Origin of the sequence: Parabacteroides sp. AF39-10AC (assembly GCF_003635405.1) — a bacterium.
In the GTDB taxonomy this organism is placed as follows: Bacteria; Bacteroidota; Bacteroidia; order Bacteroidales; family Tannerellaceae; genus Parabacteroides; species Parabacteroides distasonis.
Map to the genome: position 1 here is coordinate 112854 of NZ_QTLP01000014.1, position 23063 is coordinate 135916.

General features: G+C 44.6%; 18 protein-coding genes. 9 read left to right on the plus strand and 9 right to left on the minus strand.

Translation table 11 applies throughout. The features are described from left to right. Positions 1 to 17: 17 nt before the first annotated feature. The 5 genes from DW033_RS13995 to DW033_RS14015 all read right to left on the minus strand — a co-directional run bounded on the left by DW033_RS13995 (position 18) and on the right by DW033_RS14015 (position 10079). A complete protein-coding gene (locus DW033_RS13995) occupies positions 18 to 1778 on the minus strand; it encodes a RagB/SusD family nutrient uptake outer membrane protein (protein ID WP_122297633.1) in 1761 nt (586 codons plus the stop codon). A 15-nt stretch (positions 1779 to 1793) separates the two neighbouring features. Continuing rightward, on the minus strand, positions 1794 to 5039 hold the full coding sequence (locus tag DW033_RS14000) for a TonB-dependent receptor (protein WP_122382849.1): 3246 nt from the start codon (positions 5037 to 5039) through the stop codon (positions 1794 to 1796). Between the two features lie 364 nt (positions 5040 to 5403). Then, complete coding sequence (locus tag DW033_RS14005) at positions 5404 to 6282, minus strand: AraC family transcriptional regulator (RefSeq protein ID WP_005865630.1); 879 nt, start codon at positions 6280 to 6282, stop codon at positions 5404 to 5406. Positions 6283 to 6316: 34 nt separating this feature from the next. Continuing rightward, complete coding sequence (locus DW033_RS14010; protein WP_122382850.1) at positions 6317 to 8515, minus strand: alpha-galactosidase; 2199 nt, start codon at positions 8513 to 8515, stop codon at positions 6317 to 6319. A 70-nt stretch (positions 8516 to 8585) separates the two neighbouring features. Then, positions 8586 to 10079, minus strand: coding sequence for an IMP dehydrogenase (locus DW033_RS14015; RefSeq protein WP_005855263.1), 1494 nt, complete (start codon positions 10077 to 10079; stop codon positions 8586 to 8588). A 160-nt stretch (positions 10080 to 10239) separates the two neighbouring features. Between DW033_RS14015 and DW033_RS14020 the strand changes: the two genes are divergently transcribed. Further along, positions 10240 to 10953: a pirin family protein gene (locus DW033_RS14020; protein ID WP_122370075.1), complete on the plus strand. Its 714-nt coding sequence runs from the start codon at positions 10240 to 10242 to the stop codon at positions 10951 to 10953. Positions 10954 to 11028: 75 nt separating this feature from the next. Here the strand turns inward: DW033_RS14020 and DW033_RS14025 are convergent, their stop codons facing one another. Beyond that, positions 11029 to 12321 carry a M64 family metallopeptidase gene (locus tag DW033_RS14025; RefSeq protein WP_122382851.1) on the minus strand — a complete coding sequence of 431 codons (1293 nt, stop codon included), beginning with the start codon at positions 12319 to 12321 and terminating at the stop codon, positions 11029 to 11031. 109 nt (positions 12322 to 12430) lie between these two features. Between DW033_RS14025 and DW033_RS14030 the strand changes: the two genes are divergently transcribed. Beyond that, positions 12431 to 12907 (plus strand): pyridoxamine 5'-phosphate oxidase family protein, encoded by a 477-nt coding sequence (locus DW033_RS14030; RefSeq protein WP_122382852.1) that lies wholly within the window; start codon positions 12431 to 12433, stop codon positions 12905 to 12907. Positions 12908 to 12941: 34 nt separating this feature from the next. On the opposite strand, the gene DW033_RS14035 is transcribed toward DW033_RS14030, so the two are convergent. Further along, positions 12942 to 13574 carry a peroxiredoxin gene (locus DW033_RS14035; RefSeq protein WP_008774437.1) on the minus strand — a complete coding sequence of 211 codons (633 nt, stop codon included), beginning with the start codon at positions 13572 to 13574 and terminating at the stop codon, positions 12942 to 12944. A 172-nt stretch (positions 13575 to 13746) separates the two neighbouring features. Here DW033_RS14035 and DW033_RS14040 point away from each other — a divergent pair, with 172 nt between their 5' ends. From DW033_RS14040 to DW033_RS14060, 5 genes are all read left to right on the plus strand, one after another. Next, the gene (locus tag DW033_RS14040; RefSeq protein ID WP_122382853.1) at positions 13747 to 15615 is read left to right on the plus strand and encodes a HAMP domain-containing sensor histidine kinase; all 1869 of its coding nucleotides are present in this window, start codon (positions 13747 to 13749) and stop codon (positions 15613 to 15615) included. Between the two features lie 170 nt (positions 15616 to 15785). Next, a complete protein-coding gene (locus DW033_RS14045) occupies positions 15786 to 17012 on the plus strand; it encodes a glycine betaine/L-proline ABC transporter ATP-binding protein (protein ID WP_008781005.1) in 1227 nt (408 codons plus the stop codon). Further along, positions 17009 to 17842, plus strand: coding sequence for a proline/glycine betaine ABC transporter permease (locus tag DW033_RS14050; RefSeq protein ID WP_008774434.1), 834 nt, complete (start codon positions 17009 to 17011; stop codon positions 17840 to 17842). Before DW033_RS14045 ends, DW033_RS14050 begins: the two co-directional genes overlap by 4 nt. Positions 17843 to 17870: 28 nt before the next feature. Next, positions 17871 to 18764 (plus strand): glycine betaine ABC transporter substrate-binding protein, encoded by an 894-nt coding sequence (locus DW033_RS14055; protein ID WP_005855279.1) that lies wholly within the window; start codon positions 17871 to 17873, stop codon positions 18762 to 18764. Beyond that, complete coding sequence (locus tag DW033_RS14060; protein ID WP_008781006.1) at positions 18751 to 19530, plus strand: GDSL-type esterase/lipase family protein; 780 nt, start codon at positions 18751 to 18753, stop codon at positions 19528 to 19530. Before DW033_RS14055 ends, DW033_RS14060 begins: the two co-directional genes overlap by 14 nt. Positions 19531 to 19612: 82 nt before the next feature. On the opposite strand, the gene DW033_RS14065 is transcribed toward DW033_RS14060, so the two are convergent. Together DW033_RS14065 and DW033_RS14070 are read right to left on the minus strand one after the other, a co-directional pair. Then, a complete protein-coding gene (locus DW033_RS14065) occupies positions 19613 to 20095 on the minus strand; it encodes a ferritin (protein WP_121962499.1) in 483 nt (160 codons plus the stop codon). A gap of 87 nt (positions 20096 to 20182) precedes the next feature. Further along, a complete protein-coding gene (locus tag DW033_RS14070; RefSeq protein WP_005855288.1) occupies positions 20183 to 20611 on the minus strand; it encodes an Hsp20/alpha crystallin family protein in 429 nt (142 codons plus the stop codon). Positions 20612 to 20959: 348 nt separating this feature from the next. Here DW033_RS14070 and DW033_RS14075 point away from each other — a divergent pair, with 348 nt between their 5' ends. Both DW033_RS14075 and DW033_RS14080 read left to right on the plus strand, forming a co-directional pair. Further along, positions 20960 to 22423: a DUF4153 domain-containing protein gene (locus DW033_RS14075; RefSeq protein ID WP_122297626.1), complete on the plus strand. Its 1464-nt coding sequence runs from the start codon at positions 20960 to 20962 to the stop codon at positions 22421 to 22423. 6 nt (positions 22424 to 22429) lie between these two features. Beyond that, entirely contained in the window at positions 22430 to 23056 is a 627-nt protein-coding gene (locus tag DW033_RS14080; protein ID WP_034532374.1) for an NUDIX hydrolase N-terminal domain-containing protein, read from the plus strand. The last annotated feature ends 7 nt before the right edge of the window (positions 23057 to 23063 follow it).

The window sequence follows — 23063 nt, forward strand, 5'->3', positions numbered from 1 at the left end:
CTTTGTTGAAATCGTTTTTACCAGCGGTTATATTGGCTGTCCGAGCCTTCCCAGCCGGCGTTCTGGGCAATGCTGCCGTTCGACATATCCACCTCGCTCTCCGGTATCTTGAAGAATCCGGCGGTAGCGTTATATCGGGTGGCGTAGCCACCTCCGTGAGCCTTGTTAGAGTCCTCTTGGCCATTGGTGTATATTTTCACGTTGGTCTGCTTTTCCAATGCGGCGGCGGCTATATGCCAGCGGCGGATATCGTTCCATCGAATGCTCTCGAATGCGAGTTCCCAACGGCGCTCGTTTTGCAGGGCTTGGAGCGAGTAGGACGAAATAGGGCTTAAGCCGGCTCTCTCGCGAACCCGGTTGATTCCATCCGTGTTCTCTTTCAACTCGGATTGCATTAGTAATACATCGGCGAAACGGATAAGCACAAGGTCGTGGATATTGTTTAGCTGTAAGTTCTCGGAATTCTGAGCCCAGCCATCGGTTCCGTACATCAGGTTCTCGAAACATACGGAGTAGGCGTCTCCATTCTTTGCGGCTACAGGGAGCCATTTCTTGGAGAGGTATCCAGTTTCTTGGATAAACTCACCACCTCCACCGAATGCCCATCCTTGCTCGGTCCAAGCGGCGCAATCCGAAACGGATGCGTCACGACGTTTGTCGTTAGGTTCGGAGCTTCTCCAGTCGTTCACGAGGTTCGGGGCGGCAGGTCCGGCTCCCCAGCCTTGCCCGAAGGGGAACGATTCGGCCACGCCTGCCATGCCACGTACGCCGAAGTGTAGGGCGAAATTATTCGCGTAACCAATGCTTGTGCTCCAGTCGGCTAATTTGTTGTATTTGATAGCGAACAATGTCTCAGGATTTACGGCATTGTCATCTTCCACCCATTTCAGGCCCTGTCCGGTGGTATAGTCGTAATCTTCTACCGTAAACCGGTTTGTATAGGCCCAAAGGTTGCGGAAGTCCGACGTGACCAATGAGTATCCCGAATTGTTAACGCAATCGTCGATGTAGCCGATCACTTGGTCTTTTGTCAGTGTGGAGCCGTCGGGCAAAGCCACGGAAGTCAACGGTGAGTAAGTGGTACTGGTCAGTGCGGCCAAGTCTTCTCCATTGCAATACATACCCGTATAGAACAACCAAGCACGGCCAAGCATGGCTTCGGCGGTGTATTTATCGACATGTCCGTCCGTCTTGCGAGTGGCGGGCATAATTTCCGCTGCATCACGCAGGTCTTGTAGGATTTGTCCCCATAGCTCAGCGGCGGTCGGTTGGCTTGGCTCAACGGATTGTGAGGTGATAGTGAGAGGAACACGACCGTACATGGAGGCCAGCTCGTAATAATAGAAAGCGCGTAGGAATTTCGCTTCTCCCTCTATCTGGTTCTTGTCGGATTCTGCCAGTTGGATATTTTCAATACCATCCAGCAAGGAGTTCGCACGGTTAATACCTTGGTAACGGTCTTTCCAGAATTGTTGGGTCATGTCTTGCTTGGAGTTCAGCAACATATCCAGAGATTGCATATGCAAGTCGTTTGGACCTCCGCCCCCTAGACAATCGTCGCTGGCCAGCATAGCGGCATAAAGGAAAGAGCACTCAGGTGTGGCGGACACTTGGTTCAAGTTCTGATAGATACCGGCTAACGCTTGTGTGGCATCCTCGGTCGTAGCGGGAAAGTTCTCGCTACTTTTTGTTACGTAATCCTCGGCATCCAGCGTACAAGAGGTGATTCCCCCCATGATCGAGGCCGCGATACCGATTAAATATATTGTTTTTTTCATCTTGATAATCAATTATTAGAATTTGACATTAACTCCTACCATATAGGTTCTCGCTTGGGGGTAGTTACCTACATCCACGCCCGTTACCCAGCTCTCTTTATCGTTGAGAGCGGTTCCGCACTCTGGATCCATTCCTTTATAACCTGTGAAGGTAAAGAGGTTTTGGGTGGAGACATACAAGCGAAGCTGCTGGAATTTGCAACTTTTCCATAGACGTTTGATGTCGTAGCCTAGGGTTACGTTTTGGATACGGAAATAGTCTGCGTCGTCCACGTAAATATCGGAAATGTTGATATGGTTCACGGTGTTACCGGGCAACAGGATCGGGTATCGGTTGGATGTTCCCTCGCCATGCCAGTAATTGTAGACGTTGCTGCTATAGTTATCGAACTGTCCGTTACCAAACTTACGATACGTGTGGGCAACCTGCATGCCGAACGCTCCGTAAGTGGAGATGTTCAAGTCAAAGCCTTTCCAGCTAAAATCTAGATTCAAGCCCATCGTGAGGTCTGGATGAGGATTACCGATCTCCGTCTTATCGCTGTCGTTGATCACGCCATCGCCATTGACATCGACAAATTTCAAGTCACCCGGGGCTATCGAGGTGCCTTGCAGGGAGTTAGAGGCATTCCCACCGCAATTCTGGTCAAGATAGGCCTGTATATCCGCTTGATTTTGCATCACGCCATCGGTCTTATAGCCCCAGAAGTAACCGATAGGATGTCCTTCTTCCATACGGGCCATATAGGTGGTTCCCTCGGACAGAAGAGCGTTACCTCCATTTACGTAATGAGTACCGTTATTAACTTCTGTTACCTCATTCTTGTTATGCGCGAGGTTCAAGCCGATGCCATAGCTAAAGTCTGAGCCTACCTCATCCCTCCAATTTAAGGCAAGCTCGATACCCGTGTTCTTAACTGTACCGGCATTTGCGACCATGGAAGAGAAACCGTTGATTGAAGATACGGGTACGTCGATCAGCAAATCTTTTGTTTTCTTACTATACCAATCGAAGTTTGCGTTTAACCGGCCGTTCAAGAAGCGTGCGTCTAAACCTACGTTCGTCTGCTCCGATGTTTCCCATGTAATCTCGTTATTGGGTAACAAAGAGGGGTAAGCGCCTTGGGTTCCTCCGTTTTTATTATTATTGAAGGAATAAAGTCCTAAATCACCGAACGCGTATGTGGAGGCGTATTTGTACGCTCCGATATTCTCATTACCGTTTTGTCCCCAGCTGGCACGGACTTTTAAGAAATCCATCCAGTTCTTCGTGTTTTCCATCCAGCTCTCGTTACTCATCACCCAACCGGCGGAGAATGAAGGGAAATATCCCCAACGATGGCCATTGGAGAAGTTCGAGGAGCCATCGGAACGGATGATCGCGCTCAACATATAAGTTTCCTTGAGGTCGTAGTTGACACGGCCGAAATAGGATAAGATGGAGTGGTCATTAGTGGGATATCCTCCTACTATGCCGGCTGTACGGCCAGAGAAGTTGTTGAAATACGCATGCGTGAAGTCTCCGAAGATGCTGGTGGTAGCATGTCCTTCAATTCTCTCTGACATATTATTCCCCTCTCTGGAATACTCCGTACCGACCAATACGTCGAAGTGGTTCTCCTTGATGTCGAAAGCGTAGCTCAATGTATGTGTCATACCCCAGTTCCAGCCGATGGTCATATTCTCGTCCAGATAATCATCCGTATTCTGGTCGTTGTTATTATTTTTATAGATGCCGTTGTATGCTTTGTAGAGGCTGGAGTTCTGTTTGTAATAGACTTGGCCTTTATACTTCAAATCCTTTAACGGCTGTATCTCTATATAACCGATGGCGCTAAGATTGTGGTTCCGGCTTTTATTATTGCCACTGGTGGTATTTAGCAAGGTGTTCATCGGGTTATTGATGTATTGGTTGAGCCCGAGTAAACCCATTGCTCCGGATCCTTGCGCGATTAGGTCGTCGTAGTCGAATAACTCTCCTTGGCTATTGTATAATGGAACCAATGGATTGGCTCCCATCATGCTATAGATGCTGTTGGAGTATTGGTTACCGATTTGGATACCTTGGTTGGATGTGTGTTGGTAATATACGTTCTCACCGAATTTTATGATATCCAGATCCTTGTTTTTCCAAAGGATATGCTCGGAATTTAAACGAATGGTGAAGCGGCTGTAGTCGGATTTAACCGGACCACCGAAAATACCGTCTTGATACTGATAACCTACGCCAGTAGAGAACTTGGAGAGCTCTGAACCTCCGGTCACGTTCACGGAGTGAGATGTGGTTATTGCGTTCTTGTTGCGAAGTAACTCCAGCCAGTTCGTACCCGGGTTGGAACCGTTTTGATAGGATTCCAGTAAATCTGCGTCTAGGTATTGTGACCAATTGAAGGGCGATACGCCGGCGTTGAAGTTGATCTGGTCTTGAACGGCCATGTATTCTTTGGCGGTAAGCATATCCGGCATCTTTACTACATTCTGCCAACCGATGTTGCCGTCATAGGATACTTGCACTTTTCCTTCTTTACCTTGTTTTGTGGTAACCAAGATAACACCATTCGCCGCGCGGGCACCATAGATGGCGGAGGAAGCGGCATCCTTTAATACGTCGATACGCTCGATATCGGCAGGGTTCAAGGAATTGATATCGCCACCGGCCACACCATCAATAACATAGATAGGAGCCGTATCTCCATTCGTACCGGCACCACGGATGTTTACTTTAAATCCGTCACCCGGCTGACCGGAAGAAGCCACGATATTGACACCCGGGCTTTGATTCTGTAATGCGCTTAGTGGGCTGATCGTATTACGTTTAGCGACTTCATCGCCTTTTACCTCTACGGTCGCACCTGTCACCAACTTTTTCTTTTGTACACCATAACCTACTACCACTACCTCGTCCAAACTCTGTGAGTCCTCTTTCAAGGTGATCTGTAAGTCGGATGTTTGGGCGGTTACGGGAATCTCTTGGGTCATATAACCGATGTAGGAGATCTCTATGATAGAGCCGGGGGCGGCCTCTAAGCTGAACTTACCATCCAAATCGGTTATCACTCCGTTTGTCGTTCCCTTTACGATAACATTGGCACCGATGACTTCCATTCCTGTTGCGTCTTTCACGGTACCAGTGATTCTTTTTGTTTGTTGCATGACTTCCATCGAAGTACTAGGGGCGGCTAACATTTGTGGTATGCCACCTAGCTGGAAGGCCATACATGCGCCTAAAAACAGCGTCGTTTTCTTAATTGTTGAATTCATTATTTTTTACATTAAATCATATAAGGCTAAACTAAAATTCATTTACTCAATAGGGTCATTAGCGGTTAACTGCTAAAAACATTAGATTTTCGGTCCTTCCTCATAGGCAATTGTTTTTTGTTGTTAATATGTATTGTTAATTTCTGTCGCAAAATTACGTCGGATCCCAAGTGCGTTCAAATACTATTTTATCCAAGAATAATACTTTTTTGCCGGAGTGTATTTTTAACACATCGATGGGGTAGCCGTAGGCATGAAAGCCTTTGTGACTGGTCGCAAAGATAGATGTGTGAAGGAAAAGAGAAGGGGGGATTTTGTATAGAAATAGGGGGGGATATGTATTTATCCCTGTTAAAAAGGTCTCTTATACAATGATTTTTGTCTTTTTGTAGTTATCCCGGAACTCTTTGGGAGAGCAGTTTTTCTTTTTCTTAAAGATACGGTTGAAGTTCGAGAGGTTATTGAAGCCGCAGTCATAACAAATCTCCGCGATGGATCGTTGCGTGTCCACCAGCATGCGGGCGGCGTAACCGATACGGATATCGGTGATATAGTCGGAGAGGGTCTTCCCTGTCCTCAACTTGAAGAAACGGCTGAAAGCGGAAGGGGCCATACCTACGAGTTCAGCCAGTAGGTTCAGGCGGATATCCTGTTGGTATCGCTCGTTGATGTAATTTTGTACTTTTTGGATACGACGACTCTCGGAATGTATATCTGTTATTTTAGCGAACGAGGAACTAGCCAATACTTTGTAGTCCTCCTCGATGGAAAGCTCATACAAGATGGTCAAGAAGTTGATGACCGCATAAAAACTTTGCTCCTCGGAAACCAGCTTTTCCAGTAAATGGTAAACCTTCAAGATGGAAGACATCGGGAAACTGATGCCGCGTTGAGCTTTCTCCAACATTTTCCGGATACTGTTGAATTGGTTTTTCTCCAATATATTATTCCCGAAGAGATTGGGAGAGAACTGGATCGTGATCTCATGGATCAGAGGCGATTTACATGCGTTCTGCTCCCAGACATGCTCCAGTTCTTTCCCGGTTATCAATACTAACTCGTATTCTCCGATCACTTCCGCGGAATCACCGACCACACGCCTTACCCCCGGAGCGTGCTCAATGAAATTGAGCTCGTACTCCAAGTGGCAATGGATCGGATAGGTAAATTCTGTCTTACGTCGGTCTACGATGTAGAAGCAATCCTTTTCCGATAGTGGGGTTATTTCGTGGATAATGTCCATGTTTAGCTGACTGTTGATAGTTGACAATTGACAGTTAATGAACCTCGGTCAGCTCTATGACCTTGCTACGGGCATGAGCCGTAGAGAACACGTTCATTCCTATTTTCATCAAGAAATCTCCGCTGAAGGTACCTCCGTCGGTAACCAAGGTCGATTTCTGGCCCGGCATGAGGTTTATCTCTTGTACCTTATATTTCTTATTCGGGTCCAATCCTTGTAGCTTTACGGGGAAAGTCTTTTCTCCGAAGCGAGGGTGGATATCATAAGCGAATAGGACGGATTTGCTTTTTGCCTTATCCACGTACATCACGGATGAATGGTTGGTCTCGTAGGGGGAAACAAGACGGTAGAGATCGCCGTCGAGGATTGTGCCCTTTAGACGTTTGTAGTTGGCAACCGCTTCTTGGCAATATTTCATCTCGTCTTCGTTCATTTCCTTCAAGCTGATATCGAAGCCCATCTTACACATCATGGCCACGTCGGTACGGAACTTGATGGAGGTATTCTTGTTCCAGCTAGTCACGTGGGCGCACATTGCCTTTGCCGGGAAGAACTGGGAGAATCCCCATTGGATATACAAACGCTCGATCGGATCGGTGTTGTCGCTGCACCAGAATTCCGTGAAGTATTTCAATGCCTCGTAATCACAGCGGGCTCCACCACCGGAACAAAGCATGATTGGTAGGTGAGGGTATTTTTCGGCTACCCGTTTGAATACGTTATAGACTCCTCGTACATGATCGATATATAATTGATTCTGTTTCTCCTTGAGGTAAGGAGAATAGACATTGGTAATCGGGCTGTTGCAATCCCATTTGAAGAAAGCCAGATCCGGATTCTCGGTCATGATATTATCCACTACGCTGAATACGTAATCCTGTACTTTCGGGTTACTTAAGTCCAAGACAAGTTGATTGCGGTAGTAATAAGTCTCACGATTCGGTAGATGGATCGCCCAATCCGGGTGTTTCTCGAAAAGTTCGCTCTTGGGGTTTACCATCTCCGGCTCGATCCAGATACCGAATTTCACGCCGGCATCTTTAGCGGTCTGCACCAGATGAGGAATGCCGTTCGGCAACTTATCGTGTGTAACCTCCCAATCGCCCAATCCGGCCTTATCGTTTTGACGAGGGTATTTATTAGCGAACCAACCATCATCCAGCAAAAACATATCTACACCTAGATGCTTGGCTTCTTTCATTAGTTCCTCCAATTTCTTCTCGTTGAAATTGAAACCGGTCGATTCCCAGTTGTTCAGTAGGGTAAGTCGATCGCCTTTACCATCCTTGATCTGGTAATTACGTGCCCAATCATGGATATCACGACTGGCTTTTCCGGTTCCTTGGTTACTCAACGTAAAGATAAACTCAGGGGTGACGAACCATTCGTTCGGCTTCAATTCATAGGCGGACGCATAGGGATTGATGCCGGAGATGACACGAAGGTTACCGGCGTTGTCCACCTCGAACGTAAAGCGGTAGTTTCCAGTCCAACCGATCGTTCCCATTAAAACATCTCCTGTATTCTCGCTGGCCGGGGCACCTAACCCAATCTCAAAAAACGGGTAAGCGTGCATGGCGGCACGGGAGCCTAGTTTCGTATCGATAATCTTTTTCCCGAATTTCAAGTCTTGGCTGCTCATCTGTACTTCCTTGGCCCAGTCACCGCTAAACTCGGTCAATATATAGCGAGGACTCTCGAAATAAAGCATATTGGAAGCGTATTGGGTAATCGTGACCGGTTTTTTCTCCATATGACGAATCTCGGTCCAAGCCTTGATGACGTTTTCTTTAGCGAAAGTTACATAATGCAATTTAGCCTCCACTGGGTATACGTCATCTTTCAGGGAGATGATTGTCTCCGTAACGTTATTGTCTAGTTTCTTGGATTCGCTGGAAACATACTTGAATATACTGGTCATGTTCCCATCGTTGTGCTGGATGGCGAAAGCCGGTTCGAAATAATCCTCCGCTCCTGAACAAGGATACACTTCCCATCCACGGGTTGATACGCTGCCATCCGTTCCGGCTTGGATATTCCATGAGAGGTTCTCAAATTCGGATTCGTTTACTAATTTATTTCCCAGATAAGTTTGGTAGAGCCGTCCGTTGGGGGCTACTTGTAAAATCAAGTCCGTCTCGTTGGTCGAGATTAAGATCATCTTTTGATCGGCGGCTTTTACGAATGGCAAACAAAAACACAAAAGGATAACTGTAAGTAATAGATTTTTCATGGTAAATTATTTGAATGTGTAAATAGTAGAGACGTAGCGTGCCACGCCTCTACTAGAATACATATTGTAATTAATTCTGCTCTTTCAGGATCACGTCGTGAGCGCCACCCTCAACGATACTTGTAGAGGAGACAAGCGTGATCTTGGCATGCTGCTGCAACTCTTGGATAGAGATGGAACCGCAGCTACACATCGTAGCGATCATCTTACCCAATGTTACGTTTAAATTATCTTTCAATTTTCCGGCATACGGTACATAGCTGTCCACGCCTTCCTCGAATTTCAAGGACTCGTTTCCACCCATGTCATAGCGCTGCCAGTTCTTCGCACGGTTAGATCCCTCACCCCAATACTCCTTCACGAAGTTGTTTCCGATTTTCATCTTCTTCGTAGGAGACTCGTCGAAGCGGGCGAAATAACGGCCCATCATCAGGAAGTCGGCACCCATAGCCAACGCTAATACCATATGGTAATCGTGTACCAAGCCACCATCGCTACAGATAGGGATATAAACGCCGTGTCTCTTGAAATACTCGTCACGAGCTTTCGCTACGTCGATCAAGGCGGTAGCCTGTCCGCGACCGATACCTTTCTGCTCACGGGTGATACAGATGGAACCACCACCGATACCTACCTTGATGAAATCCGCTCCGGCGTCAGCCAAGTAGTTGAAACCATCTTGGTCAACCACGTTTCCGGCACCAACCAGTACCTTGTCTCCGTAGGTATCCTTGATCCAGTGCAAGGTCTCGTACTGCCATTCGGAATAGCCGTCGGAAGAGTCGATACACAATACGTCAACGCCAGCCTCTACCAATGCCGGAACACGTTCCTTATAGTCGCGGGTGTTGATACCGGCACCTACTAATAATTTCTTATCTCCGCCGGATAACTCTTTCGGATTCTCACGGTGGCTATCGTAGTCCTTGCGGAATACGAAGTATTGAAGCTTCTGATCCTTGTCGATGATTGGCAATGTATTCAACTTATGATCCCAGATAATCTGGTTCGCCTCTTTCAAGGTCATGCCTAGCTCGCCAACGATTAGTTTAGCGAACGGGGTCATGAAATCTTTCACCTTCATGTCGATCGGGTCTTTGCCTTCACGGTAATCGCGACTGGTTACCATACCTAGCAATTTGCCGTTAGGCGTACCGTCATCTGTCACACCAATCGTAGAATGTTCTGTCCGGCGGACTAGCTCAAGCACGTCGGCCAAGGTATTCTCGGGCGTAAGATTAGAGTCGCTGATAACGAATCCGGCCTTGAATTTCTTTACTTTGCGAACCATATCCGCTTGGCTCTCGATCGGTTGCGAGCCGAAGATGAAGGAAAGTCCTCCGTTGCGAGCCAACTCGATTGCCAGTTTAGGGCCGGAAACCGATTGCATGATCGCGGAAACGAAAGGAATATTTAATTCAATAGCGGATTTCTCGCCAGACTTGAATTTCACAAGCGGCGTTTTCAATGAAACGTTTGCGGGAATACATTCTTTGGTGGTTAAACCGGGAATAAGTAAATACTCACCAAATGTTCTCGATACATCGTTTAAGTAGATTGCCATAAGATTTTATATTTACAGGATGAGTTTTTTTAATTGCGCAAAAGTAGCGATTTCTGTTCATATATGAATCACATGTTTACATGAAATGTTCGAAATATGCGTCACGCAACATTTATAGTTATGGATTTGTTATTAATGTAGATTTAAAAAGGAGGAAAATATGAGAGTTGTAGTTGATAAGGCTCAATCCAGAGGGTATGCGAATCACGGTTGGTTGAAAACACATCACACGTTTAGTTTTGCTAATTATTACAATCCGGAAAGGGTTCATTTCGGGATGCTACGTGTATTGAATGATGATTCCGTGGCGCCGGGTGAGGGATTCGATATGCATCCACATAAGAATATGGAGGTTATCTCCATCCCGTTAAAGGGATATTTACGCCATGGGGATAGCATAAAGAATAGCGAGGTGATTACGCCGGGAGATATTCAGGTGATGAGCGCCGGTACCGGTATCGTGCATAGTGAGTTCAACGACAGCGGTAATGAACAATTGGAGTTCTTGCAAATATGGGTATTTCCCCGTGAGGAGAATACCAAGCCTCATTATGCCAGTTATGACGTGCGTCCGGTTACTTCGGAAAAGAATAAGTTGTCCTTGATCATCGCTCCGGATGGTAGCGCTCCTGCGTCGATCAACCAAGACGCTTGGTTCTCTTTAGGAAACCTAGATGCCGGTCAAGTAAAGGAGTATAAGCTACATAGTGAAAATAATGGGGTTTATTTATTCGTGATCGACGGAGAGGTGGAGGTAAGTAATACGATCCTGTCTAAGCGTGACGGGGCCGGATTCTGGGAAACCAATAGCATTACGATAGAAGTCTTGAAGCACGCTAAAGTTCTTTTGATAGAAGTTCCGATGATGAAATAAATGTTGATAGGTTAGTGCTGGCGGGTATCTTAATAGTTGATGTAACAAAGCTATTAGGGTACCCGCTCTTTCCTTTTAATGTTTTATCGGTTTATCCGTGAAGTAATCGATCATCTGTAAGATCGCCCGGCTACAAGCTGGACAGAATGGAGCGTAATCACGCATCATACAGTGATCCATCGGGCGATAAATGCCTTTAGCGATGTAACCGCCTCCCTCGAATACGCCTGCCTTATCCTTATGGGCGTCATCTAATGGGGTAGGTATCGGTGTATTAGCCGGTAGAAGATCTTTCCATTTAGCATCGAAGTTAACCAAGGTCGTGATGTTCGGTTCCCAAGGCTCGTACTTCAAATTATAAAAATCTTGATAAGCGACCTCGGAACTGAAGTATTCATCGGCTAGGCCGGCGAAACTATGTCCGAACTCGTGAACAAATACGACTGGGGTACGCGGGTTATCGGCGGTTCCCATGGCATAAAAATTATACATACCGCCACCACCGTAAGCGTCCGTGTTTACCAAGATGAAGATTGCGTCGCAAGGAGCGTTCCATACGGCGTCACGTATAGACTTCATATCCGGGGTGGTTAAATAGCGATCTACCCCAAACGTATAATAACCGGAATTCAATGCGGTATTCTTGAATATACCTTTACCGGATACATCTGTTCCCGATTCTTCCGAAACGGCATCTACCGCCCAGACATTGAAATCTTCCCGGCGAGTGTCATAAGGCGGGGTCTTAAACAATGCCTCCGTAAAACGTTTGGCATCAGCTACAAATTTCTCTTGCTCGTCCGCCGTATAACCTTCCGCTAAGAATACGAGGTCTACTTTCCCGGAGGAATCCCCGTTATATTGGATTTTTGTGATCCGGTTTTCCTTGAGTTTCCCCCGGTCAATAAAAATACTGGCCGGATCAATCTCTTGTTTCAATAAAGGATGGAACTGCATGTCGGCCTTGTCTCTTGCCGTAATCTCAATGATGACAGGAGCTTTCGGATAGGGGATAGAGATGCTATTTGTCCAAGATTGTGTCTCGGTCTTCGCTTGCTCCGTACTTCTCCATTCTTCGAATAACGTATTGAATCCTCGTGAGTAGATCAACTCTTTACCGGCTTTATCATATACATTAATATAATACCCTCCATAACCAAACGGATCGATCAAGTTTTTGACCGGCCCCGCCCAGACAGGTTCTTCCCGGAGTTGTTGTATAGCGGCGGCTTGGAAATCCCAATTTCCACTCAATGCGAAATCAATCCGGAGACTTTTCTTCGTGAAGTGTTTTTCAAAATTAGTTTGTGCCAGACAAGTGAAACTGTAAAGAATGGCGAATAATAATAAGGTTATTCTTGCTCTCATAGATCTATAATATTTATCATGTGTCAACTTTATGACGCAAATGTATATTATTTTTTTTTAGATTTGCCACGATTAGTGTATTATACTCGTTTATAAATAAATTAGACCTATGTTTAGAGAGATCAGACGAAAAGACCGGATTTTGGATAATGAGTTGGCAATTCGTTTATTGGAGGAGGCGGAATATGGTTTTTTGGCCATGTCGGGGATAAATGGGTATGGAATCCCGATCAATTATGTAAAGGAAGGGGATTCTATTTATTTCCATTGCGCTCCGGAAGGGTATAAGCTGGAATGTCTACGAGAAAACCCGAAAGTGAGTTTCACGGTAGTTGGCGCTACACAAATCGTTCCGGGAAAATTCACGACAGGTTACGAGAGCACTATCGCTTTTGGAGAGATGCATTTGGATTTGCCGGAAGAAGAGCGTCGGTATGCCTTGCGGCTACTCGTGAATAAATATTCATCGGCGTTTAAGGAGATCGGCGAAAAGTATATTGAGAAATCTTTTTACCGGACTAATATCTTACGTCTAGATATCTCGCATATCTCGGGAAAGTGTAAACGATTGTCTCAATTAGTATAAAAAAAGGGGGCCTAACCCCCTTTCCTGCAATATATCAATGATGGCTTAAATAATTAGAGACTCCTGCGTTTGTCGCTTTCATGGCGTCTTTTCCTTTGGACCAATTTGCCGGGCAAACCTCGCCATATTCTTCGAAGTGCTGTAAGGCGTCGACCATACGGAGAGCCTCGTCTACGTTACGGCCTAATGGTAAATCGTTGATTACATAATGACGGATCAAGCCCTCTTTGTCAATCAGGAACAGACCCCGGTAAGCGACCGGATTTCCTCTGGAGATAAGTTCTCCACTTTCGTTCGTAATATAATCAGCGGCCAATACGCCAAAGTTTTCAGAGATGGTTTTGGAAAAATCGGATACGAGTGGATAAGTCACCCCATGGATACCTCCTTTATTCTTATCTTGGTTTAACCATGCGAAATGAGAAAATTGAGAATCGACGGAGCAACCAACCACCGCTACGTTACGTCTTTCGAATTCCTGTAACTTTTGTTGGAAGGCATGTAATTCTGTCGGGCAAACGAATGTAAAGTCCATCGGATAGAAAAACATGACTACATACTTCTTGCCTACATATTGTTCCAAAGAGAAATCCTCGATGATCTCATTGCCATTCACTACTGCCGGAGCGTGGAATTCCGGTGCCTTTTTACCTATTAATGCTTTCATATTATAATTAATTTGTTTGTTAAGTAACAAGCGTAAGTGAAGGTTTGTTGTTGCTTTTTAGTAAAGAGACTGATTTTCTTGTGAAATAGACCTAAAGTTTATGCTTTAAAATTTCTCTGATTTTCAAAGATTTTATTTCTTTGTAACTTATTGATGTTAATAAAGAAAGTATATGGAGGTTTCCGAGGTAAAACAGCGTTTGCTGACAGATTTTTTTACATATTATCCCATGGGAGGTGCTCTGTATGATAAAAACGGTGCGCTAATTGATATAAATAAGTCCTTAAACGAGAAATTTCCTTTTACGAATGAAGCGGACTTCTTATTAAATAATCTTTTTCGTACAGATTTGTTGACCGATCTTCAAAAACAATATCTGCGTGGGGGAAGCGTGGTTTCCGGTTCTTTGCCTGTACCGTATTCTATCATCCCCTCAATGAATGAGAATAGAGAGATTCTTGGATATACCTTATTATTAACGGGTAATCCGGCGGTCGGGCAGGAGGCAGCCGGTTATGACCGGGAATTGAAGGAATTGACGGACATGTCGCAAAAGATGGCGGAAGCGGTTCCTGATACGATCCTTTTGGTAAACAAGCAACTGGTTGTAGAGAGGATTATCGCTTATGCTATGGAGACTTGTATAACACCAGAGTCGATCAATCGGCGTATCGATGATCTTCCGGGTTTCATTTATCCGGATGAGACTAAGCGTCGTGTGGCTGCGATCGTGCAAAGTTGCTTGAATAAGTCGGAGATCATGAATTTAGATTTATCGATTCCGGGACATAACGCTCCGATCGTTTATTTTAAACTACGGTTGGTACCTGTACATGACCGGTATGTGATTATTTATATACGGAATGTATCGGAGCTCGTTGAGCAGGAGAAAGCGAATGAGGCGTTAAGCAGTAAGTTGTCCGAAAGCCGGATGATGATGGAGCTTGCTTTGCAGAATAGCAAGATTACGACTTATTCTTTTAATTTCAGCCGGTTTAAGTCTTGCGATAAAGTACATTGTAACCGTTGTTTCCAGTTTTATGGCACGACCAATAGTTTATTGAAACGTAATCAGTTCATCTGTCAGGCTTTGCCGCAACTTCGTCACCCGGACGATTCTGGCGACTTTTTCTATCTATTCAATACGATCCGTACGAATAAATTGGATGAATATAAAATAGATTTTCGTCTAAAGAACGATGATAACACCTATCGGATCTATGAGGTGATCGGTAAGACGCATGAGAAGGATGAGAATGGTTTTCCGAATTTGATTGTTGGCTGTATGATCGATGATCAAGAACGATTGGAGTTTGAGGAAGACTTGATCCGTGCCAAGGAAAAAGCGGAGGAGGCGGATATGCTTAAGTCAACTTTCTTAGCGAATATGACCCATGAGATCCGTACACCATTGAACGCTATTGTCGGCTTCTCTGATTTGTTAGGAGTGGAGGAGGATTTGGAATTGCGTCAAAATTATATTAGCTTGATCAAGATGAACAATGATTTACTTTTAAGTATAGTAAATGATGTTTTGGATATTTCCAGAATCGAGTCTGATATGATGACGTTTACTTATATGGATGTTTATTTACCCTCCTTTATGAAAGATATATATAACTCCATACAATTACGTAAGCCGGAAGGGGTGGAAATAACCTTGGATGCATGTTCCGATATCATATTTAATATAGATCGGAATCGATTATGGCAAATTTGCATGAATTTATTGACGAATGCGGTTAAGCATACCAAGAAAGGTAGTATCTGGTTTGGATATACGCTTGAGGCTGAGGGGAAAATGGTTAAGTTTTATGTCTCGGATACAGGCTGTGGCATTCCCAAGGATGAATTGGATAATATCTTTGCCCGATTCGTGCAATTAAGCGATTTTGAGCAAGGAGTCGGATTGGGATTAGCAATTTGTAAAGGTCTGGTATTAAAAATGGGCGGTAATATTTCAGTGATTTCCGAAGAAGGATTTGGTTCTACATTTATTTTCACTTTACCTATGAAAAGACCCAATAGTTGGAAAAACTAGTGAACAAAACTCTTTGAAATTCGGTTGTCTATATAAGAGATGATTTAGGTTGTAGTCAATTTCCATAATAAGCATTAACTTATACATGCTTTTGGTTTATGTTTTGCCATAAGAAATTCTGGACTTATGGCCTAATCTTTTTGTATCATACCTGTAATCAAGGATTTTATATGACGAAAATAGAAATAAAGAATTTATCTATTCTTTTCGGCCCGGAGAAAATGCGTGCGAAAAGAATGCTAGTAGCGGGAAAAAGTAAACAAAACATTTTGAAAGAAACGGGTTGCACGGTAGCTGTACGTAATGCGAACCTAAAGATTGAGGAAGGGGAGTTATTTGTGATAATGGGACTTTCCGGAAGTGGAAAATCTACGCTGTTACGTTGTATTAACCGATTGAACGAACCCTCTTTGGGAGAAGTCTTTATCAACGGAAAAAACATAACGACTTCCTCGGATAAAGAATTATTGGATATACGGCGTAAGGAAATGGCTATGGTTTTCCAGCATTTTGGATTGCTGCCCCATCGCACGGTATTGAGTAATATCGCTTTTGGCTTGGAGTTACAAGGGGTTCCTAAAAAAGAAAGAGACCAGAAAGCTGTGGAAAGTGTAGCCCTAGTAGGGTTAAAAGGATACGAGAACCAGAAGGTTAGCGAGTTGTCTGGAGGTATGCAGCAACGTGTCGGATTGGCCCGTGCGATCGCGAATGATCCCGAGGTGCTCTTGATGGATGAGGCTTTTTCTGCCTTAGACCCATTGATCCGTGTACAGATGCAGGATGAGCTATTGAAACTACAAGAGAAGATGCAAAAAACGATCATCTTTATTACGCATGATCTTGACGAGGCGATTAAGTTGGGGGATCGTATCGCCATTATGAAAGACGGGGAGGTCGTGCAAGTAGGTACCCCTGAAGAGATCTTGACAGATCCGGCCAATCATTATGTCTCTAGATTTACGGAAAATGTAGATCGTGGACGTATCGTTACGGCCTCATCGATTATGATAACCCAGCCGGTTGTCGCTCGTATCCGTAAAGATGGCCCGGAGACCGTGTTGAGGAAAATGAAAGAGAAAAACTTATATGTATTGCCGGTCGTGGATGGGAATAGGCAATTTCTGGGCGAGGTTCGTTTGAAAGATGTCTTGGCTCTTCGGAAAGCGGGGAATCATGATCTCTCATCGATTGTGATGAAAGAGGTGCCTTCGGTTCTGGAAAACACGACGGTTGAGGATATGCTTCCTTTGTTACCGGAGATCCGGCAGGCCTTACCGGTCGTTAATGAGGCCAACCAATTGGCTGGCTTGGTTTCTACTTCATCGATTATAATCGAGATGACGGGGAAGGATAAAGAGGAAATAGATCAAATTGTTCAAAATGCGATAGAATTATGATAAATATAGGAAAATATATAGAGATTGCCATTAATTGGCTGACTGAGCATTTCGCTCGTTTTTTTGATGTGATAAATGATGGGGTCGGAGGATTTATCGATACTTTTCAAGATGGGCTGACTTGGATTCCGTTTTATGTGATGATTTTGGGCTTGGCATTGTTGGCTTGGTTCAAGGCAGGAAAAGGAGTCGGCGTGTTCACGGCATTGGGTCTATTGTTAATTTACGGAATGGGTTTCTGGGTGGAAACGATGCAGACTTTGGCCTTGGTACTGTCTTCTACCATCATCGCCTTGATGATCGGAGTTCCGTTAGGAATTTGGACCGCACGCAGTGATCGGGCGGATAAGATCATCCATCCGGTCTTGGATTTGATGCAAACGATGCCGGCTTTCGTCTACTTGATACCAGCCGTTTTGTTTTTTGGTTTGGGACCGGTACCCGGCGCTTTCGCAACGGTGATTTTCGCCATGCCTCCGGTTGTACGGCTGACCGATCTGGGAATCCGTCAAGTCCCGGCCGATATTGTGGAGGCTACCCGCTCATTTGGCGCTACTTCCTCTCAGTTGCTTTATAAGGTGCAATTGCCATTGGCTTTGCCAACGATCATGACGGGAGTGAATCAAACGATCATGCTTTCACTTTCTATGGTAGTGATAGCGGCCATGATCTCGGCAGGAGGATTGGGTGAGATTGTCTTGCGAGGAATTACCCAAATGAAAATAGGTTTAGGTTTCGAAGGAGGTATAGCGGTCGTTATCTTGGCTATTATCTTGGATCGTATTACGCAGGGCTGGGCGAAAGGTAAAGTGAATAAACAAAAGAAATAAGAAACATAGAAAAGAAAGAAATAGATATATGAGACGATTTACGATTATTATTGGATGCTGTATGCTTTTGGTGACCTTGCAATTTATTTTCAGTTGTGTGGATAGCAAGGATCGAAAGAAAATATCGATAGCGTACGCTAATTGGGCGGAGGGCATCGCTATGACCAACTTAGCCAAAGTGATATTAGAGGATCAAGGATATCGGGTAACATTAAAAAATGCGGATATCGCCCCGATCTTTACTTCTGTCGCTTCGGGAAAAGCGGATGTGTTCATGGATGCATGGTTACCGGTGACCCATGCGGATTATATGGAACAATACGGGGACCGGCTTGAGACACTCGGAACGGTTTATGAGCATGCGAAATTGGGCTTGGTAGTTCCGGAGTACGTTACCATTCGTTCCATCGAGGATTTGAATGCCCATAAAGATCAGTTTAAAGGTGAGATTATAGGGATCGATGCCGGCGCCGGTTTGATGAACTCGGCGGATAAGGCGGTTCAAGATTATTCTTTGGATTTTGATTTGAAATCTTCCAGTGGGGCTACGATGGTCGCTTTCTTGAAAAAATCGATTGATGCGAACGAATGGATCGTGGTTACCGGATGGACCCCTCATTGGATGTTCTCACGTTATCCGTTAAAATTCTTGGAAGACCCGAAAGAGGAATTTGGAGACTCGGAGCATATCGAGGTTATCGCTACGAAAGGATTCTCTGAGAAAGATCCATATGCAGCCTCTTTTTTCAAGAACTTTAAGTTAACCGATGAACAACTGAGCGAATTGATGTATTATATGGAAGACGGGACACGTACGGAATCGCGATCAGCCCGTGCTTGGCTTGAAAAACATCCCGAGATAATCAAATTATTCTTACCTTCGCAGGAGAATCAATTGAATGGGAGCCATGAGACAAATTAAGGGAGTCATATGTATTTTAATAAGTATCGTTATGTGTTGGTCTGCTTCAGCCGCAAACAATAAACGTTATGTGAATATCGTATTTATCGGGAATAGTATCACGTTTGGCGCCGGGTTACCGAAGCCTGTCCATGATGCGCCTCCTGTAAAGGCTGCGTTGTTTTTAAGCAAGTGCCCGGAAGTGGCTTCGGTCAAGTATTCCAATAGAGGACAGAGCGGCTGTACTACCGTTGATTATTTGCCGGATACGAATACGCTCTTCCCGTGGGCCGTACGTGCTGCCGATAAATTTAAGGATGAGACTTGGGCGGATTTGGTGTTCTCTATTATGCTGGGGACGAACGATAGCGCGATAGAAGGCACGAACGGCTGCCCGGTAACGCCCGAGCGGTATTATGAGAACATGAAGACAATTATCAATCGCTTATTAGCTTTATACCCGAATTGCCGTATTGTGGTACATCGTCCTCTATGGTATAGCCCGAATACGTATAATGGAGCTAAATATTTGGAAGAAGGCTTGCGAAGGCTCCAAGATTATTATCCGCAAATACAACGATTAGTCGATTATTATGCGTCTCATTTTCCCGGACAAGTCTTTCTGGGAGATACGAAGGGATTTGATTACTTTAAGGAAAACCATTTGACAGATTTCCAAGCGGAGAAGGGCAACGCCGGAGTGTTCTATCTTCATCCGAATGAGAAAGGAGCGGTCCGGTTAGGCGAATTGTGGAGTGAGGCGATTCGTCAGGCTTTAGGGCTTTGACCTCTATAAAAAAGCCATGCCATCCCAAGAAGACGACATGGCTTTTTAGGTCCATTTATAGGTATGACAAGCAAGTATTCGTTTATCTTTTTCCTAATCGATGATCTATTAATACGGCATGATGTTCTCCGTATAATTTAAGTTTCTCGACAATATTTTTCGCTGTAGCCTCTTCCTCTACCTGCTCTCGGACGAAGCCCCATAGGAAATCTTGTGTCGCCTTGTCTTTCTCTTCGGAAGCGATATCGACAATCTTGTCGATTGATCCGGATACATGCACCTCATGCTCGTAGATATGCTGGAAAATCTCCAACGGCTCTCCCCATGCTGTAGGAACGGAATTAACTACTCCGATCGTCACTTGTCCGCCACGCTTGATTGAGTAATCGATCATTTTATAGGCATGTTCAAGTTCCTCTTGCGATTGTTTTAACGTCCAATGCGCGAAACCATCCAGCCCTATCTGAGTGAAATGTACCGACATGGATAAATATAGGTTGGATGACCACATCTCCATGTTGATTTGCTCGTTGAGAGCATCTGATAATTTTCTGCTTAAAATCATAATGGCTTATTCTATTTTATGTTGTTTATAAATAGAACAAGCCATTATCGGTTTTGTTGAGTTTTTACGAAGGAAAGTGTATCGAGGTTATTTGATCTCGATTACTTTCTCGGCCATTTTAGCCTCTTCCTCAGTTCTTTTCGGTATGCTGATACTCAAGACGCCGTTCTCAACCTTCGCCTCAATCTTGTCTTTCTCTACATTGTCAGGCAAAACCATGGTTTGTTGGAACTTGCTATAAGAGAATTCGCGTCTCAGATAGCGTCCGTCTTTCTTATCCTCATTCTTTTCTTCTTTTTTCTCCATAGATACGACCAAGTTGTTGTTCTCATCGATCTTGATGTTGAAATCGTTCTTCGTCATACCGGGAGCGGCTACCTCAACTCGATAATCCTTATCGGATTCTATCACGTTGATGGCTGGAGCTGTAGAGTTTGCTTTTATCATCCAGTCGTTGTCAAATAAATCATTGAATACATACGGTAACCAATTTTGACTTCTTCTCATCGGTGTCATAATACAGTCCTCCAATTATTAGTTAAACATTCTATTTACTATTCTTATTTCTGAACTCGTCCTTTTTAATCTCGAATTCGCTATAGATACTTCAAATGGCATGCCAATCTGATAATGTGTGTGTTAATGCGGATAAAAGAGATTGAATAAGGTTTAACTCACGCATGGGGAACTTATGATTCGGGGGATGCGGGTGCAGGGAATAATATCTTTTAGAAACTGGAATAAAATACAATGAAACGGAAATCTGTAATATTGGCATAATATACGTTATTTTGGCACGATAGAATGACGGGTTGGATAATAACTTTTATCTTTAGACGTTTTTAATAGTAAATCGGTTCGTATATGAGAAAAAAGATAGAGTTGTTTGGACTGCGAATGAAAGCTGCGGTACAGAGCCATCCGGTAGAGGTGTCGCTTTCGGTTTTGGCCTGTGCGATGGGATGTTATGATTATGAAAGCGAGGGTAGTTTTTTCGACATGGTACTACAGTATATGCCAGTTGTTTTCTTGTTTGTTTATACCTTGAACAGGTGTTGCGCGAGGATGAGGAGACGTTTGTTGTATTATTTCTCGGCGTTGTTATGGATTCCTTTTTTAATGATGCCAGTAGAGCGATCTTTCTCTTCTACGCATCTGGTTTCGTTGATCATTGTGATACTCGTTTATTTGGGAAGTGGATGGATGAAAGATAACAAGCGCTTTGTGGAAAATACGCTTTTCTTTGTCCGGTCGCTTTTATATGCGGGCGGGCTTTCGGTGGTTATTTATCTGTTGTCCGGATCGATCTATAAGTCAATCCAATATATTTTCGAGATCTGGCAAGATGAGGCAGAAAGAATAATCGCTTATACGGCCTTTGTCGTTTTTAGCATCATTTTCCCACTATTGTTCTTGATGTTTAATGAACGAAGGGAGCGATCTTGGCTTCCTTTCAAGAGCAAGCTATTTGATGTTTTGCTAAACTATGTGCTTTCTCCGGCATTGCTTATTTATGCGGTGATCTTGTATCTGTATTTTATTAAGATCGCTGTCCTGTGGTCATTGCCTAAGGGAGCGGTTGCTTCTATAGTGGTAAGTTTTACTGCCGCCGCATTTATATTAAAAGGATGTCAGGTTTTTCTTACCCGGAGGTATTACGATTGGTTTTATGATCATGCCAGCCTTGCTGTGTTTCCGGCGTTGGTGATGTTTTGGATAGGCACGCTTTATCGGATTCGTGAGTATGGGTTTACCGAACCAAGGGTTTATTTAGTTGTCGTGGGGTTGATATTGACCGGGGCTGCCGTTTTATTTTCCGTCAAACGTTGGGCATCTTATTTATACGTAGCCTGTTGGGCGATCCTTTTGCTGGCGAGCGTAACTTATATCCCGGGGATGACGGCCAAAAATATTGAACATATCTCCCAAATGTCTCGAAAAGATGATCCGATGAAGAAGTCTTGGGAGGTGGAGTATATTCATATTTCCTCGGATAAGCCGGTTGATATCCGGGGATATAATACAATGGCGAGCTTACGGAGTTATAAAATGAGCGATGCTGCTCGGTTAGTGGCGGAGAATGATACGATCGCGGTTTACGATGAAGAGGATGTCTTGGTCTATCAAAAATCCTATGATGGTTTTTTGGACGGGCAATTGCGGAAAGTCGGGCTTTCGCGGCTGGCTCCTATCCCAGAGTCCGTCTATCCCGATCTTCTCCGGATCGATATGGATTCATCCGCCATTATTTTGGAGGCGATAGACTTGCGGAGAGATTCCGCCAATCATATTAACTATATCATAGGATCATGTTATCTAAAACAGTGAAATTGTATGTCTAGAAGTAAGGAGTTGGTTTTATTGGCCCAGCGTATCCGGGCCTTGTCTCAGACGGGGTTGGTTTATTCATTAAGCGAGTACGATACGGAACGTTATGAAGAGTTGAGCCGCCTAAGTGATGAGATAACGGCTCTGGCTACCGGATTGAAGCCCGATGATGTGGCGAGTGGTTACCGCCCGGCCCAAGAGTATGTAACCCCGAAAGTCGATATCCGTGCGGTTGTCTTTAACGAGAAAGACGAGATTTTGCTGGTCCGTGAGAAAATGGACGGATGTTGGTCGTTGCCCGGCGGATGGAGCGATGTGGGGTATTCCCCGAAAGAGGTAGCGGCGAAAGAGGTGAAAGAGGAGACGGGCTTGGATGTGCTTCCGGTCCGCTTGCTGGCCGTGATGGATATGAGCAAGCATCCGCATCCCGCTATACCTTATTATGTATATAAGTTTTTTATCCTTTGCGAGTTGAAGGGCGGGTCGTTTACCGAGACCTTCGATATCTTGGGGAAAGGCTTCTTTCGATTGGAGGAGTTGCCCCCGTTGTCCTTGGAGCGTGTGCTGCCGGAGCAGATCCAACGGATGTACGCCTATTATAAGCATCCGGGCGAAGATGTTTATCTGGATTAAGGATACT

What these genes read in the sequence shown, in the direction of transcription:
- DW033_RS14015 (WP_005855263.1), bottom strand. Translation starts at nt 10,079, where the DNA reads ATGGCAATCTACTTAAACGATGTATCGAGAACATTTGGTGAGTATTTA.
- DW033_RS14045 (WP_008781005.1), top strand. Translation starts at nt 15,786, where the DNA reads ATGACGAAAATAGAAATAAAGAATTTATCTATTCTTTTCGGCCCGGAG.
- DW033_RS14030 (WP_122382852.1), top strand. Translation starts at nt 12,431, where the DNA reads ATGTTTAGAGAGATCAGACGAAAAGACCGGATTTTGGATAATGAGTTG.
- DW033_RS14065 (WP_121962499.1), bottom strand. Translation starts at nt 20,095, where the DNA reads ATGATTTTAAGCAGAAAATTATCAGATGCTCTCAACGAGCAAATCAAC.
- DW033_RS14010 (WP_122382850.1), bottom strand. Translation starts at nt 8,515, where the DNA reads ATGAAAAATCTATTACTTACAGTTATCCTTTTGTGTTTTTGTTTGCCA.
- DW033_RS14055 (WP_005855279.1), top strand. Translation starts at nt 17,871, where the DNA reads ATGAGACGATTTACGATTATTATTGGATGCTGTATGCTTTTGGTGACC.
- DW033_RS14035 (WP_008774437.1), bottom strand. Translation starts at nt 13,574, where the DNA reads ATGAAAGCATTAATAGGTAAAAAGGCACCGGAATTCCACGCTCCGGCA.
- DW033_RS14020 (WP_122370075.1), top strand. Translation starts at nt 10,240, where the DNA reads ATGAGAGTTGTAGTTGATAAGGCTCAATCCAGAGGGTATGCGAATCAC.
- DW033_RS14040 (WP_122382853.1), top strand. Translation starts at nt 13,747, where the DNA reads ATGGAGGTTTCCGAGGTAAAACAGCGTTTGCTGACAGATTTTTTTACA.
- DW033_RS14050 (WP_008774434.1), top strand. Translation starts at nt 17,009, where the DNA reads ATGATAAATATAGGAAAATATATAGAGATTGCCATTAATTGGCTGACT.
- DW033_RS13995 (WP_122297633.1), bottom strand. Translation starts at nt 1,778, where the DNA reads ATGAAAAAAACAATATATTTAATCGGTATCGCGGCCTCGATCATGGGG.
- DW033_RS14005 (WP_005865630.1), bottom strand. Translation starts at nt 6,282, where the DNA reads ATGGACATTATCCACGAAATAACCCCACTATCGGAAAAGGATTGCTTC.
- DW033_RS14060 (WP_008781006.1), top strand. Translation starts at nt 18,751, where the DNA reads ATGAGACAAATTAAGGGAGTCATATGTATTTTAATAAGTATCGTTATG.
- DW033_RS14025 (WP_122382851.1), bottom strand. Translation starts at nt 12,321, where the DNA reads ATGAGAGCAAGAATAACCTTATTATTATTCGCCATTCTTTACAGTTTC.
- DW033_RS14070 (WP_005855288.1), bottom strand. Translation starts at nt 20,611, where the DNA reads ATGACACCGATGAGAAGAAGTCAAAATTGGTTACCGTATGTATTCAAT.
- DW033_RS14075 (WP_122297626.1), top strand. Translation starts at nt 20,960, where the DNA reads ATGAGAAAAAAGATAGAGTTGTTTGGACTGCGAATGAAAGCTGCGGTA.
- DW033_RS14000 (WP_122382849.1), bottom strand. Translation starts at nt 5,039, where the DNA reads ATGAATTCAACAATTAAGAAAACGACGCTGTTTTTAGGCGCATGTATG.
- DW033_RS14080 (WP_034532374.1), top strand. Translation starts at nt 22,430, where the DNA reads ATGTCTAGAAGTAAGGAGTTGGTTTTATTGGCCCAGCGTATCCGGGCC.